The following is a 14,668-nucleotide window of genomic DNA, read 5'->3' as shown; positions in this document are numbered from 1 at the left end:
CCCAGCGGGGGAAGGTGGGAGAGGGATCAGTATTGCGAGGGCGGCGCGCCCTCTTGTCATTGCGAGGGAGTGGCGGCCCCCAGCCACGCTGGGAGCCGCCCGACCGAAGCAATCTCCCACGTCAGTGAGAACGATGCCTGAGCGGAGTTCCATTCGCGCTCGCAGGGGATTGCTTCGCTGCGGGTCAGCGCATTGCGCTGCCCCTCCGCTCGCAATGACCGTGGGGGAAAGGCCGGAATCTAGGGACGAACCCCGCTGCGCGAGCTGATGGCCCTCACCCCCACGGCGCAGCGACCGGATGGAGTGCGGCAGTTTGACTGCCGCGCTCCATACCTGAGCAAGTTTTGCTACAATCGTAAGTGTCATCACCCGTTCACCAAAGGAACGCCTGCATGAGCGCCGATCTCTTTGCCACCCGCCCGTGGCTGCGCCATTACGATCCGGGAGTGCCGCCCACCCTCGCCATCACGCCGGCGCCGCTGCCCGAACTCTTGCGCCGCGCCGCCGATCGGTTCGCCGATACGACTGCTATCGCGTTTTATGGTCGCATCATCAGCTATGCCCGTCTGTGGGAAGAGGCCAACCGCTTTGCCCGTGGCTTGCTGGCGATCGGCTTTCAACCCGGCGAGCGGGCCGTGATCTTGCTACCCAATATCCCGCAGGCGGTGATCGCTTACTACGGCGTGTTGCTGGCCGGCGGGATCGTGGTGCTGGCCAACCCGATCTTCGACGCCGAAGGCTTTGCCCACGAAGTGCGCGACTCGGCAGCGACGACCGTTATCGCGCTGAGCATGTTTTACCGGCTAGTCGAACAGGTGCGGGCCGAGCTGCCCTTCCCCCGCCTGATTTACACCAATCTGAAAGAATACTTGCCTTCCAGCCAGCGCATCCTCTTCACCCTGCTGCGCCAAGAGCGCGAAGGCCACCGCGTGCCCGCCGAGCAAGCCGCCCAAGCTCACTGGTTTCAGCACGTCTTGGCGGCTGGCGCCAGCGGTGATCTGCCTGCGTTGCACGCCGATGACCCGGCAGTCATTCTCTATACCAGCGGCACCACCGGCGCCGCCAAAGGCGTCTTGCACCGCCACGCTAGCCTCTATGCCAATACCTGCCAAACGCGGGCATGGTACGCCGATGCCGACGAAGGCAACGAACGGGTGCTCTGCGCGATCCCCTTCTCGCACGCCTACGGGATGACCGCCTGTATGAATGTCGGCATCGCGCTCGGCGCTACGATGATCTTGCTGCCGACCTTCGAGACGCACAATGTTTTGCATACCATCCGGCGCGAACGGCCCACCTTCTTCCCCGGCGTGCCGCCGATGTACGCGGCGCTGAACGAGGTGCGCGACGTGCGCAAATATGGCCTCTCGTCGCTGAAGAGCTGTCTGAGCGGCGCGGCCCCGCTGCCGATCGAGGTGCAAGAGGGATTCGAGCGCATCACCCGCAGCCGCTTGGTCGAGGGGTATGGCTTGACGGAAGCCGGGCCGGTGACGCATGCCAACCCGTTGCGCGGCGCGCGGCGGGCCGGCACGATCGGTCTGCCGCTGCCCAACACCGAAGCGCGGGTCGTTGATCTGCAGAGCGGGGTTGATCTACCGCCGGGAGCGATCGGCGAGCTGTTGGTGCGCGGCCCGCAACTGATGGCCGGCTATTGGCGCAACCCGCAGGCGACTGCCGAAACCATCACTGCCGATGGCTGGCTGCGCACCGGCGATGTGGCTCGCATGCTGCCCGACGGCTATTTTCAGATTATCGAGCGCAAAAAAGAGATGATCATCGCTGGCGACTACAACATCTACCCGCGTGATCTGGAAGAGGCGCTCTACGAACACCCGACGGTGATCGACGCCGCAGTGGTCGGCGTGCCGCTCCCCGATGGCCGCACCGAAATCCGCGCCTTCGTCGTCACCCGGCCCGGCGAGCGGGTCAGCGAAGCCGAGGTCTTTGCCTTCCTGCGCGAACGGCTCAATCTGCCGGTGATGCCGGAGAAAATCGAATTCCGCGAGGCGCTGCCGCGCAGTTTCATCGGCAAACTGCTGCGCTGGCGGCTGATCGAAGAGTTGTTGCAGCGGGAGCGAAATACGTAAACCTGCGCAGGCTGATACAGAGATGCGAGGCACTTTTACTACAACACAAATCGCACCCGCTCGCGGCGGAGCATCTCGAACGGCGTTAGGTAAGAGACGTTGACGCCAAGGCATACATTGGGGATTTTGACAGTATGGATCGAATTGGCCGGACGTTCATGGGTAACGACAATATGCGAACCGGCCAACGCTTGCGCTACCAGATAGTAATCGGTAATTTGCAGAAAGGTAGACTTCGCCGCCGGGCTATAGTCTCGGTGCGCGTTGACCCACTGAGCTACAGTTCCTAAAGCTGGTAATGTTTGCCGGTCAACCGGTAAGAAAAATGACTCTGGCAACGAATCTACCCACTGCGCGAGATCATCTTGCCCTGCGCGTAACTCGTCACGAACTTTTTCAATACTGTAGACTTTGCCTTGCTGGTGGGCAAGGAGTAACCAATCCCAAAATGCTGGACAGAAATCGAAGCCGTAATGCAAATTTTTTGCGGCAATGAACACGTTGGCATCAAGCAGGTAAGCCATTGGGGATGATCTCCAGCTCACGGCTCAGACGTTCCAAGGTTGTATGTTGTTTGATCCCCAATAAGCGGCACGCTTCCGTAAACGAAGCGCGCCCTTCCCATACCGCAGTTAGTACGGCGCGCGTAAAGCGTTTTCCGGCACGCGCGGTTGTTGTCGCATAAAAATGACCGCCACTACGTTGAGTCAACTCTGATAAGCGACGTAGTTCTTGCTCATACTCAGCGTGAAACTGTAAATCACTCATCGCACCGGCATCGTATAAGCGACGCAAGATGACCAGCCTGCTCACCTTAAAATCGCGCGCTAACCGATCGACCGCTTCGCGTAACGGTACACGCTCAAACTCAAGCCGCCGTAGGGATTGCCGTAATGCATCCAATGGCGCCAACAGTTCAGCAGCGACGGCATTACACCATTGCTCGACGCGATAAGTGGTTTCACCGGTGATATCAGCGTCCGAGAGCGCCGTTTCGCCAAGCCAGATATGAGCCAATTCATGCGCAAGCGTAAACATTTGGCCGGCTTTGGTGTCGGCGCCGTTGATGAAAATCAGCGGCGCTACCGGATCGGCTAACGCAAACCCGCGAAACTCGGCTGGATTGAGCTTTCGGTGAGCATTGTTACCCACCACGCCATTGATCATGACTAATATGCCGGCTGCATCAGCTTGCTCAATAAATAGTCGCAACGCTTCCGTCCAGCTTGATAACTGGCGCCGCTCTGCTACCGAGAAATGGAGCGTTTCACGGATGCGCGCCGCTACGTCAACGACTTTATCATCAAGCCGGGCCGAACCAACAAAAGAGCGTTCCGGCTCAGCAGTAACCAGCGCAAATTCACGATACCATTCTTGGCGCTGTTGGCACAAATAGATCGTATCGAGCAAGTTGGCCGATGGTCGCTGTCGGAATGGGTTGTCGGGCGCGCGAAAATCGGGAATTGGCGGCTGTTCCTCTGGCGGCGCAGCGAGAAAAAAGAAACCGATTGGCGTATACGTCGCCCGCGCAAACGCCTCTAGCTGCTTGAGGGTAGGCGCAGCTTCACCGCTTAACCACTGCTCAAGTTTTGGAAAGCGACGCACAAGAGCCGCCTGCTCAAGTCCACACCGCTCGCATGCCCATCGCAACACCGAGGGCGCTACTGCGACTTTCATGTGTATCATCCCTATCGGGTCAGCAATCCGCTGCCAACGTTTATCTGAAGCCAAGATGAACAAGGCGGCGCCACACATGCATTATATCAGTGTGGTGGATCGCAAACCTTCAATATCGAGCAGCTTTCAGGCTGCACTACGAGCTAACCCGTTCTGTAGCATCGGTCACTCATGATGAACAATCAGCATTCACGATCAACGTTACCTTATCAACATGAGGCAATCCGCCGCCCTGCTTGCACCATAATCCAGCAATGTCGCTTCATCGCGCCGCATACCACAACCTCGCGGTCGCCAGAATATGCTGCCGGCGAATCCAATTGTCACTTTGTTCGACGCTCTGACGGTCAACGAGATCAACTGTTCGTCCTATCAGTGCGCTCAGCTCTTGTTCAATACCGGCTAAATCCAGCAAGTTCCAGCGCGCTTCCGGCGCAAACTCGACCAGCACATCGACATCGCTGTGCGGGCTAACATCGTCACGCAGCACCGAACCAAAGAGCCACAGGCGCTGGATCTGCCATTTACGGCAAAACTCCGCTATCTGCTCGGCGGGAAGATCGAGGGCGGCTGTTTGCATTGCTATACCGTTTTCGTTTGTGATCACGTGATGATACCTGCATTATAGCGAATCTAGCCCGCAATGCTAGGGCACAACCCGCCATTCCCCCGCAACGTTTGCTACACTACATTCGTACATTGCATTTGCAGACGCGATATGTGCTCCTGTGCGCTAACGTGAGAGAAAGGAGAACGGTATGAACCGGCTCCAGCGCGGATTGAGCGCCGCGCAGCAGTTATTGGAAAGCGGGGAACTGGAACAGTTGCAGATTAAAGCGAGCGACTTCATCTCGCAACGGTCGGGTAATGAGAGCGGCGCCACCCGGATCGAGCAGATGAGCGTGATGCTCGATGAAGCAGCGGAGCTGCTCAACCGCAATTTGCAGCAGCGTGACCAAAGCGGCCAAGTGGCCAATGTCATCTCGCCGGTGGTCATCCCGCGCGATCCACGTTCGGCGGTGTGGGTGGCAGTGACGGTCATTCTGGTGGTGGTGGGGCTGTTCGGCTGGCTGATTACCGCTGCGGTCGATTTCGTCTCGTTCGGCTTCACCAACCTGACGCTGGTCTTCTTTGGCCCGCACTACTGGCTGCTCGTCGTTGGCTATGTCGTCTACAGCCTGTGGCGCAACACCTTTATTATGGTGCCCGACGGCTGCCAAGCCCTGATCACCCGCTTCGGCAAGCTGGAAGAGATCGCGCCGGCGGGTCGCAAAGTGCTGCTCGATCCGTGGAAGCGGGTCAGCTACATTGTCAACGTCACCCGCGAATACCCCTACAACGCGCCGATCCGCGAAGCGCCGACCGCCTCGCGGGTGAACGCTTCGGTCGATCTCTTTTTACAGTTTAAGATCGAAGACCCGGCGGCGTTCATCTTTACCCTCGGCGGCGCGAAGGGGTTTCAAGAGAAGTTGCAGAACGCGGTCAGCGAAGTGACCCGCGCCCTGATTTACGAGCAGCGGGCCGAAGCGATCTACGATCTGGTCGGTGAGAGCACCCAAAACCTGCTCGATACGCTCAACCAGCAGTTTTTGCCGGCGGTGCGCTTTGTGAACGCCAACATCACCCACGCCGAGCCGTCGAGCCAAGAGTACCGCATCGACCTCGCTAAGCCGGAGATGATCCGGGTGGCGAAAGAGGCTTACACCTACGAATACGAGCTGGCCCTGCGCAAAGAGCAAGATGAGGGTGATCTCAACCGCGAGCTGACCAGCCTGCGCGAGCAGTTGTCGGCCATCCGGGCCGAGATTGCCACCTTTCAGGCCCAAATTGACACTGCCCGCGAGAAGGAGACCTACCGGGCCAGCGCCTATGCCAGCCAGTTGCTGAGCGAAGCCGAGAGTGCGGCGCGGGCCAACGCGGCCCTGCTCGAAGCGCAGGCGCTCGATATTCGCGCCGTCGGCGCGGCGATGTACCCCGAAATCTTGCAGTACCGCTACCAGCAAGACATTCTTGACCGGCTGGAAGCGGTGGCCGGCCATCTGCCGCAGATCGTGCAGGTAGGAGGCGGGGCTGAAGCCGCGATCGACTATCTGGCGATTGCGCAACGCATGCTGGGCATTGTCGATACCGAACTCTATTCGCCGGATGATGTCGCCGCTATTCGCAGCCGCATGCACGAGATCCGGCAGCGGATTCAGGCCCGCGCCGAGCAGATCAAGCAGGTGGTGGCCGCCGAAGGCGAAGCCGCCCAACCAGTGGCGAAAGGAGAAAGCCAATGACCGACACTCGCCGCGAATTTTCGCGCATCCGCGAAGCCGTCGCGACGTGGAGCCGCATCCGGCAACTGCTCCGCTCTGGCGAAGAGGGCCAACTGGTGCCGGTGGTTATCCCAAAAGACCGCCGGCGGGCACGCTGGCTGCTGCCGCTGGCGATCAGCCTCTACCTGCTAGGGGTCGCCGTGTTCAGCGGCGGCTTCTTCGGCTTGCTCGCGATTGTCCTCGCCTTCCTCTTCCTCATCGCTGCCGTCGCCTCGTTCATCCTCGGCGCAATCGTCGAAATCGAGCAAGGCACCACCGGTATCCTCTCACGCTGGGGCCAGATCGTCGGCATCCTCACACCGGGCCGGCACTACCTCTGGTGGCCGTGGGAAAAGGTCGAAGCGGTGGTTGACACCAGCACCGAGATTCCCTACACCGCGCCGGTGATGGCCGCGCCGACCCGCGAGAATGTGCCGCTCAAATCGATCGAATTCTTTCTCAAATTCCGGATCGAAGACCCGATCGCGTTTGTGCGCCGGCTCGGCGCGAGCAACTTCGATCTGGTGCTGAGCAGCGCCGTGCAAGACGCCATCCGCCAGCGCGCGCGCCGGGTCGAGACCGAGCGCGCCTACGACCTGCGCGGCAGCGACGTCGGCGATATGCAAGAGCTGCTCAACCGGCAATTGGCCCGTTACGGCGTGCGCATCACTGGCGCCAACATTCCCGACGTGCAGTTGCCCGACCAGTACCAGCAGCATCTGGCGACCCGCGAGCGGGTGGCGAAGGAGCTGCAAGCTTACGAACGCGAGTGGGAACTGATTAAGAAGCAGCGAATCGACAATCTGCGGCTCGAGATCGAGCGGGCCAAGAAGGTGCGCGACGCCAAGCTGGTCGAGGTGCGGGCCGCGATCAACAAGGCCCGCGAAGACGTGGCCCGCATGCTGCAAGAGAAAGAGACCGAAGCGCAGCGGGTGCGCTGGGAGATCGAGGCGCGCGGGAGGGCGACGTTGCGGCAGGCCGAGAATGAGGCGCGTGGGTTGGAATACCTCGGCCAAGCCTACCAAGACAACCGCGCCGTCTTGCAATATGAACTGGCCCGCCGCCGTTTGCAAGTGGCCGAAACGCTGATGAAACACGCGCCGCGCCCGATCGTGGTACAGAGCGACGGCGGCGACGCCTCGGCGCTGACCACCCTGATCACGGCGCAATTGTTGCCGAAATTGGCCAACGCCGCCGACGGCGCCGGTTGACAACCCGTCATCCATCACCGATAATTGTCAACCAACAGGAGGTGTATGGCTATGATCCACCACCGGTTGCGCCAATTACGGCTGGCGCGCGGCATGACCCTCGACGATCTGGCGGAAGCGACTGGCCGGATTGTCACCCGTCAAGCCGTTTCTAAATACGAACACGGGCAAGCGCAGCCGTCGCCGGTGGTGTTGCAGCGATTGGCGCAGGCGCTCGGTGTGCGCCCCTCTGAGTTGCTCGATAGCCGCGACGTACAGATTGAACTCATTGCCTACCGCAAGCGCGCTTCGCTGAGCAAACGGCAGCAAGAGCAGATGGCAGCCTTGGCCCACGAGGCACTGCGTGATCGCTTGTCCCTGCAAGAGCTGATCGGCGAGCCGGCCCGCCTCGATGTGCCGCTGTTCGAGTACACCATTGCCAACCTTGACGATGCCGAGCAGGCTGCTGCCGATCTACGTACGCGCTGGGAGCTGGGCAGCGCGCCGATCGCCAATCTCACCGATACGCTGGAAGATCACGGCCTGCACGTCATCGCGCTCGCTGCGGTCGATGGGTTCGATGGCGTCGCCGCCATCGCCCGCGCTGAAGACGGCGCCCCCCTTGCCGCGGCAGTGGTCGGAAGGCGCAGCCACGATGGTGCGCGCTGGCGTATGAACCTAGCTCACGAGCTGGCCCATCTGGTGCTGCAGCCCCCAGCCGAGCTCAATGAAGAGCAGGTTGCGTTCCGTTTTGCGGCGGCCTTGCTAGCCCCAGCGAACGATCTGCGCCACCATATTGGCGAACATCGCAACTCCCTCCACCTCGACGAATTGTTGTTGCTCAAGCGCCATTTCGGCATGAGCATCCAAGCCTTGCTCTACCGCATGCAGACGCTGGGGATTATCAACCAGCGCCTCTATCGTTCCTTGATGATCGAGCTGAGCGAACGCGGGTGGCGCACCGCCGAACCAGAGCCGTTGCCGCTGGAAGAGCCGCTGTGGTTGCGGCGAGCCACCCTGCGCGCGCTGGCCGAAGAGTTGATCGATCCCGCTGAGGCGCGCCGCTTGCTCGGCGAAGCAGTGCCGGAGCCGGAGCCGGCGGAGCATGCAGTGACGGCACGTCGTTGCCAGCATCTGCTCCAACAACCGATCGAGATGCGCCACGCCGCGCTGGCCGAACAAGCCGCCGCCGCCGCCGATCTCTACAACGTTCCCGCTACGATAGCCAGTGAGGTCGTCACGAGTGAGCACGCCTAAGGCTCCCCGGCGCGGCGAGATCTGGCAGGCCGATTTGGGCGATGGCAGCTTGACGCCGGTCGTTATCGTCAGCTCTAACGCCCTTGGCAGCCTACCGCTACGGCTTGTCGCACCTTTGCACCCATGGGAGGATCGGTTTGAAAACCTGAGCTGGATGCAACGGATCGAGGGGCGCTGGCCGGCCCAGTTGGGCAAACCGCACGCCGCCGACTTGCTGCAACTGCGAAGCATTGAGGTTAGCCGATTGCGGAAGCAAATCGGGCGAGTGCCGGCACAGAGGATGGACGAGATTGCGGCGGCGATTGCGCTGGTGGTAGATTATAATCCGGCGCTGACGTAAGTGAGGATGCCAAACCTGCCCTGTCGTGCCCCAGATACAACACACGCATACCATCATGACCACCACAGCAGAACCCTTTACCATTAACCCCGGCGCGCTGCTGGCGAGCGCGCCGGCAACGGCCACCGCCGCTGCGCTCAACGACGCGCTGGCGCCATACCGCCTCTGCTTGCCGATCGTGCCGTTGCGCGCCGAGGTGACGCTGGCTGAGTTGGTGGCTTGTAACAGCGGCGGACGCTACCGGCTGCACAGCGGCCCGATCGGGCGTTATGTGCGAGCGGCCACTGTTGAGAGCAACGGTGCTATGCTCACGATTGGCGGGCCAACCCTCAAACGCGCCACCGGCTACAACCTCAACCGGGCGCTGGCCGGTAATGGAGCGCCGCTAGGTACAGTGCGCGAGCTGACGTTTAATCTGCGCCCGCTGCCGGCAGCGACCGCGCTCCAGTTGCTGCGCGGGCCAGCAGAGCAGTTGCTGGCGCTGGCCGCCGAGCTAGTTGCTGCCGGGTTGGCGCTGCGCGCCTTGGCCTTCGATGGCGACGGGATGCTGTTGGTAGAACTGGCCGGGTTGCCGGACGTGCTCGACCGGCAAGCACAAGCGGTAGCAACCGCGGCGGCGCGTTATCATCTCTCGCTCACGGCTAACCCGCTCACCGCATGGCAACACTGGGAGGCGCTGGCCCATCAGCACGCCGCCCTTCCCTCCAGCCAACGGCTCGATCTGACCCTGCCCCGCCGGGCCTTGCCGGCGTTTGTCGCCGCCTGCCGCGCCGCCACCACTGCCCCCATCTGGGGTGATGCTGGCGTGGGCAGCCTGCACGTCGGGCCGCTGCTCGACCAGACACTGGCGGCGTCGCTGAAAGCACAGGCCGCCGCGTTGGGAGGTCAGCCTTGTTACGAGTTCGGCCCGCCGCCAACCCCGGCCTTCCCTGCTCTTGCCCAAGGCGGTCGGGTGACGGTAGGCGATGCCATTGCCGAACTGCAAGCGGTGGTTGGAAGCCGCTACCTCATCCACCACCCCGACCAACTGGCCGTTTATGGTCAAGATGCTTCGATCGCGCAACCCGATGGCTTACCGCTAGCGGTGGCATTGCCGGCGACCACTGCCGAAGTCGCGGCGCTGATGAACATCGCCGCTGCCCGCGGCTTGCCGGTGGTCACGCGCGGAGCCGGTAGCGGCTTAGCCGGCGGCGCGGTGCCCACTGCCGGCAGTCTGGTGATCGGTCTCAACCGGATGGAGCAGATCGCGATCGATCGCGACCAGCAGATCGCCCACGTTGGCGCTGGCGTCGTCACTGCCGAACTGCAACGCGCCGCCGAGCGGCTCGGTCTCTTTTACCCGCCCGACCCCAGCAGCCAAACCGCCTCGACCATCGGTGGCAACATCGCCTGCAACGCCGGCGGGCCGCGCTGCCTCAAGTACGGCGTCACCGCCGATTATGTGCTGGGGCTGACCGCTGTGCTGGCCGATGGCAGCATCGTGCGCTACGGCGACGGCTTGGCCGGGCAAGGCGAGAGCGACGGGTTAGCCCAATTGCTGGTTGGTTCCGAGGGCACGCTGGCCGTGATCACCGAAGCGACCCTGCGCCTGATCCTCTTGCCGCGGGCCCGCCGCACCACTATGGCCATCTTTGCCGACCTGCACGCAGCCTGCGCCACCGTCGAACAGATTATGGCATCGGGGATCATCCCGGCTAGCCTCGAACTGATGGACGACACCACCATCGCGGCGGTCGAAGCGTATCTGCGGATCGGGCTGCCGCGCGACGCTGGGGCGATGCTGCTGATGCTGGCCGACGGCGAACCGGAAGCGGTGGAACGCGAAGCGACGGCGTTGGCCGAACTCGCGCGGGCCGGCGGCGCGCAACGGGTCGCCGTCGCCCGCACCGCTAGCGACGAAGCCAACCTCTGGCAAGCGCGGCGGGTGATTGCCCCGGCGCTAGCCCGCATCCGGCCCAACCGGCTCGGCGAAGACATCAGCGTGCCGGTCACGCGCATCGCCGAATGCGTCAACCGGATCAAACAGGTCAGCGCCGCCTACGAACTGCCCATCGTCGTCTTTGGCCACGCCGGCGACGGCAACCTGCACCCGAACATCCTGTTCGACGCGCGCAACCCCACCGACATGGCCCGGCTCTGGCCGTGCGCCGAAGCCATCTTCGCCATCGCGCTCGAAGTGGGAGGCACGCTATCGGGCGAACACGGCATCGGCACGCTCAAACGACCGTTTATGCGGCAAGCGTTGGGCGACGCGCAGATCGCTATCCAGCGCGCCATCAAAGCACGCTTCGACCCGAAAGGGCGGCTCAATCCGGGCAAGGTCTTGCCGTCGTGATCGCAGCGTCTCCCGCTGTAGCAGAGTGAGTGCGTGGGATGGTCGCTGCGGCCCCCACTCCAGCTCTCCCCCACTGGGGGAGGGAGTTGCCCTGTCATTGCGCGGGGGCGCAACCCCCGCAGCAATCTCCCGCTGCGGCGGAATGCGTGCGTGCAGACAGCGCTCCCGCTCCCCGGTTGTCATTGCGCGGGGGCGCAGCCCCCGCAGCAATCTCCCCCTTCAGCGGGTTGCACCCGTGCTCGCCGGGGATTGCTGATCAATAACCTCGCGATAATCTCGCTCTTTTGGTTGCTCCCGTGCTCGCGGGGGATTGCTTCGCCTCGCTCCGCTCGGCTCGCAATGACAACCGGCGAGCGGAGACGGTGCCCCCACCCCAGCCCTCCCCCGCTGGGGGAGGGAGTCGCCCTGTCATTGCGCGGGGGCGTAGCCCCCGAAGCAATCTCCCGTCTCAGCAAAAACCAGCAAAATATGGTACAAACTAGCAACAACTGTCACGATAGCACCGAGAGAACATCCATCGCATGCTCATCACCAGTCTCGCCAACCCAACCATCAAAGCGCTACGCGCGCTGCGCCAGCGCAAAGCCCGCGACGAACAGGGCCGCTACCTGATCGAAGGCATCCGGCTGGTGGCTGAAGCCATCCAATGCCAAGCCCCCCTCGAGATGCTGATCGTCGCGCCAGACCTGCTCACCAGCGCCTTTGCCCGCGAAATCGCGGCAGCCTACGCTGCCAGCGGCGGGAAGGTGCTCACCGTTAGCACCGACGTCTTTGCCAGTCTCGCCGGCAAAGAACACCCGCAGGGCCTTGCCGCAGTCGGGCGCATCCAATACACCCCGCTAGCCGGCCTACCAGCAGCCGCAACCGGCTGGGTTGCGCTGGTCGAAGTCGCCGATCCCGGCAACCTCGGCACAATCTTGCGCACCGCCGACGGGGCCGGCTTCAGCGGCGTGATCTTAGTGGGAGCAACCACCGATCCCTTCGATCCGGAGGCAGTGCGTGCCAGTATGGGTGCGCTCTTCAGCCAGCCGATTGCGCGCACGAACTGGGCCGAGCTCGTCGAGTGGAGCCGCGCGCGCCAGATCGCACTGGTTGGCAGTTCTGACCGCGGCGCACACGACTACCGCACCGCAACGTACCCGCAGCCGCTGGTGCTCGCGCTCGGTAGCGAACGGCAGGGTCTCAGCGCAGACCAACTCGCCGCGTGCGATCTAGTGGTGCGCATCCCGATGCGCGGACGCAGCGACTCGCTCAATCTCGCAGTCGCAGCGGGAGTGCTGATGTACGAAATCACCCGCCACCGCTAACTCTCAACCGCCATCCGCATCCCCAGCGCCGCCAACACCGCGCCGGTAGCATAATTCAGCCGCCGGCGCACCGCCGCTTGGCGCAGCCACCTGCTTACCCCCGCCACCACAAACGTCAGGGTCGAAAACCAGATCACACTGAGGGCAAAATGGATCGTCGTCAGCGCAAGTGCGGTCAGCAGCACCGGATCTTGCGGATCGATAAACTGGGGCAAAAATGCCAAATAAAACACCGCCACCTTCGGGTTCAGCACATTGCTCAACACCCCCTCAACGAAAGCGTGGCGTTCTTGGCCGGAGGGCAGGTGAAATTCAGGCACAGTGCGTTGCCGCCACGTGGTGATGATCGTCCACACCCCCAACCCAACCAAATAGAGCGCACCGGCCAACTTAATGATGTGGTACAACTCGGCAGACTTCACCACAATCGCGGCCAACCCCAAACCAGACAGCGTTGCCTGCACAAACAGACCGCTCCCGATCCCAAACGCGGTAGCCACACCAGCAAGGCGACCGCGGGCCAGCGCATTGCGCAGCACCAGCATCGTATCAGCGCCGGGGATGAGGGTGAGAATAGCGACGGCAACCGTATAGGCGAGCAAGCGATCGGTGAGCATGGTGGCGGCTCCGGGTAGCGCACTGACAGAACACAGCGTTATGATACCCGAAAGTAACGCATGCAATGCAGATTTTTTGTTTTGCAACATGTTACCGTAATTCGTATTCTTTCTGCTGTAGTTCAGTTTCAATCCGCGATGCGGATTTTTTGTTTTTCAACCACGCTGGTAACGTAGCGGAGTACATCGCGGGCAACGTGTTTCAATCCGCGATGCGGATTTTTTGTTTTTCAACCTGGCGTGGCGGGCCGTGCAATCGGTGTTGCTCTCGGGTTTCAATCCGCGATGCGGATTTTTTTGTTTTTCAACCATCCCGACCGGCAACGCCAAGCGCTACGGACAGGTTTCAATCCGCGATGCGGATTTTTTTGTTTTTCAACCCGGCCCCCGGCATTCGGTCGCTGCCGGTACGTACCAGTTTCAATCCGCGATGCGGATTTTTTTGTTTTTCAACATTACGGTATACACGGGAGGGATGACATGGATCTGTAGTTTCAATCCGCGATGCGGATTTTTTTGTTTTTCAACCGTGCAACGCGACGCATTGGGGGGTTGAGGTGGTCGGGTTTCAATCCGCGATGCGGATTTTTTTGTTTTTCAACTGCGGATCTCAACGCTGCGACTGCCAATAGTTGCAGAGTTTCAATCCGCGATGCGGATTTTTTTGTTTTTCAACAAACGCTGCATCTCCGATACGCACGAGCTGGAAATGTTTCAATCCGCGATGCGGATTTTTTTGTTTTTCAACAATATCGGCACGGTGGGCAGACCGCATTGGTTTGCCGTTTCAATCCGCGATGCGGATTTTTTTGTTTTTCAACAGCACGCGCTCTGGCGCACTACAAATGCTGATGTACCAGTTTCAATCCGCGATGCGGATTTTTTTGTTTTTCAACCGGCTGCCGGCGCACAGCTAGGGGGCAATAATGACGTTTCAATCCGCGATGCGGATTTTTTTGTTTTTCAACTCAACGCGGCGGAAACATCGCCGCCGCAATGCTCTAGGTTTCAATCCGCGATGCGGATTTTTTTGTTTTTCAACTATCTGAGTTGCGCCGGTTGCTGCGGGAGATGACAGGTTTCAATCCGCGATGCGGATTTTTTTGTTTTTCAACCCGAGCAGCCAGCGATCGATGTGGTGTGCTTTGCCGTTTCAATCCGCGATGCGGATTTTTTTGTTTTTCAACATGAGGTGCCGGATTTGCGGGAGATGGCGGCGGACGAGTTTCAATCCGCGATGCGGATTTTTTTGTTTTTCAACACACGTAAGCGGTAATTCCGGGTCTAACGGATACAAGTTTCAATCCGCGATGCGGATTTTTTTGTTTTTCAACGCAGGCCGGCATAGCCGGTCTACCGGCGACCGAAGAGTTTCAATCCGCGATGCGGATTTTTTTGTTTTTCAACGGTTCGTTGCCGGCGCCGGCGCTGGCGGCGAATGGTTTCAATCCGCGATGCGGATTTTTTTGTTTTTCAACCCGGAGCTGCCAGCCCGCCGCAACCGCGCCGGCGGGGGTTTCAATCCGCGATGCGGGTTTTTTTGTTTTTTAACCCCCCCCCC

Annotated in this window: 11 protein-coding genes and 1 CRISPR repeat array; of the genes, 7 read left to right on the top strand and 4 right to left on the bottom strand. The window is 61.1% G+C overall.

Annotation, left to right across the window (positions count from 1 at the left end; all coding sequences use genetic code 11):
* The first annotated feature begins 392 nt into the window (after positions 1 to 392).
* On the top strand, positions 393 to 2,087 hold the full coding sequence (locus tag A6A03_RS17775; protein WP_066790968.1) for a long-chain-fatty-acid--CoA ligase: 1,695 nt from the start codon (positions 393 to 395) through the stop codon (positions 2,085 to 2,087).
* A 38-nt stretch (positions 2,088 to 2,125) separates the two neighbouring features.
* On the opposite strand, the gene A6A03_RS17770 is transcribed toward A6A03_RS17775, so the two are convergent.
* From A6A03_RS17770 to A6A03_RS17760, 3 genes are all read right to left on the bottom strand, one after another.
* Complete coding sequence (locus A6A03_RS17770; RefSeq protein WP_066790967.1) at positions 2,126 to 2,611, bottom strand: DUF4411 family protein; 486 nt, start codon at positions 2,609 to 2,611, stop codon at positions 2,126 to 2,128.
* A complete protein-coding gene (locus A6A03_RS17765) occupies positions 2,595 to 3,692 on the bottom strand; it encodes an ImmA/IrrE family metallo-endopeptidase (protein ID WP_245669052.1) in 1,098 nt (365 codons plus the stop codon). The genes A6A03_RS17770 and A6A03_RS17765 overlap by 17 nt, the downstream gene beginning before the upstream one ends.
* 334 nt (positions 3,693 to 4,026) lie before the next feature.
* Positions 4,027 to 4,344, bottom strand: coding sequence for a nucleotidyltransferase family protein (locus tag A6A03_RS17760; RefSeq protein WP_066790966.1), 318 nt, complete (start codon positions 4,342 to 4,344; stop codon positions 4,027 to 4,029).
* A gap of 178 nt (positions 4,345 to 4,522) precedes the next feature.
* Here A6A03_RS17760 and A6A03_RS17755 point away from each other — a divergent pair, with 178 nt between their 5' ends.
* The 6 genes from A6A03_RS17755 to A6A03_RS17730 all read left to right on the top strand — a co-directional run bounded on the left by A6A03_RS17755 (position 4,523) and on the right by A6A03_RS17730 (position 12,490).
* Positions 4,523 to 6,043 (top strand): SPFH domain-containing protein, encoded by a 1,521-nt coding sequence (locus A6A03_RS17755; RefSeq protein WP_066790965.1) that lies wholly within the window; start codon positions 4,523 to 4,525, stop codon positions 6,041 to 6,043.
* Complete coding sequence (locus A6A03_RS17750) at positions 6,040 to 7,272, top strand: SPFH domain-containing protein (RefSeq protein ID WP_066790962.1); 1,233 nt, start codon at positions 6,040 to 6,042, stop codon at positions 7,270 to 7,272. Before A6A03_RS17755 ends, A6A03_RS17750 begins: the two co-directional genes overlap by 4 nt.
* Before the next feature lie 45 nt (positions 7,273 to 7,317).
* On the top strand, positions 7,318 to 8,508 hold the full coding sequence (locus A6A03_RS17745; protein ID WP_245669051.1) for a helix-turn-helix domain-containing protein: 1,191 nt from the start codon (positions 7,318 to 7,320) through the stop codon (positions 8,506 to 8,508).
* Positions 8,495 to 8,848, top strand: a complete 354-nt coding sequence (locus tag A6A03_RS17740) for a type II toxin-antitoxin system PemK/MazF family toxin (protein WP_066790961.1) — start codon at positions 8,495 to 8,497, stop codon at positions 8,846 to 8,848. Before A6A03_RS17745 ends, A6A03_RS17740 begins: the two co-directional genes overlap by 14 nt.
* Before the next feature lie 55 nt (positions 8,849 to 8,903).
* Complete coding sequence (locus A6A03_RS17735) at positions 8,904 to 11,183, top strand: FAD-binding oxidoreductase (protein WP_066790959.1); 2,280 nt, start codon at positions 8,904 to 8,906, stop codon at positions 11,181 to 11,183.
* 521 nt (positions 11,184 to 11,704) lie between these two features.
* Complete coding sequence (locus A6A03_RS17730) at positions 11,705 to 12,490, top strand: TrmH family RNA methyltransferase (RefSeq protein ID WP_066790957.1); 786 nt, start codon at positions 11,705 to 11,707, stop codon at positions 12,488 to 12,490.
* Here A6A03_RS17730 and A6A03_RS17725 read toward each other — a convergent pair.
* Complete coding sequence (locus tag A6A03_RS17725; protein ID WP_066790955.1) at positions 12,487 to 13,107, bottom strand: LysE family translocator; 621 nt, start codon at positions 13,105 to 13,107, stop codon at positions 12,487 to 12,489. The two genes, A6A03_RS17730 and A6A03_RS17725, sit on opposite strands and share 4 nt — an antisense overlap.
* A 125-nt stretch (positions 13,108 to 13,232) precedes the next feature.
* Positions 13,233 to 14,659: a CRISPR direct-repeat array (repeat unit 37 nt; unit sequence GTTTCAATCCGCGATGCGGATTTTTTTGTTTTTCAAC).
* Positions 14,660 to 14,668: the final 9 nt, after the last annotated feature.

Source organism: Chloroflexus islandicus (assembly GCF_001650695.1).
Taxonomy (GTDB): Bacteria; Chloroflexota; Chloroflexia; order Chloroflexales; family Chloroflexaceae; genus Chloroflexus; species Chloroflexus islandicus.
Note: the sequence above shows the minus strand (reverse complement) of the source record. Positions and strands in the feature narration are given on the sequence as shown.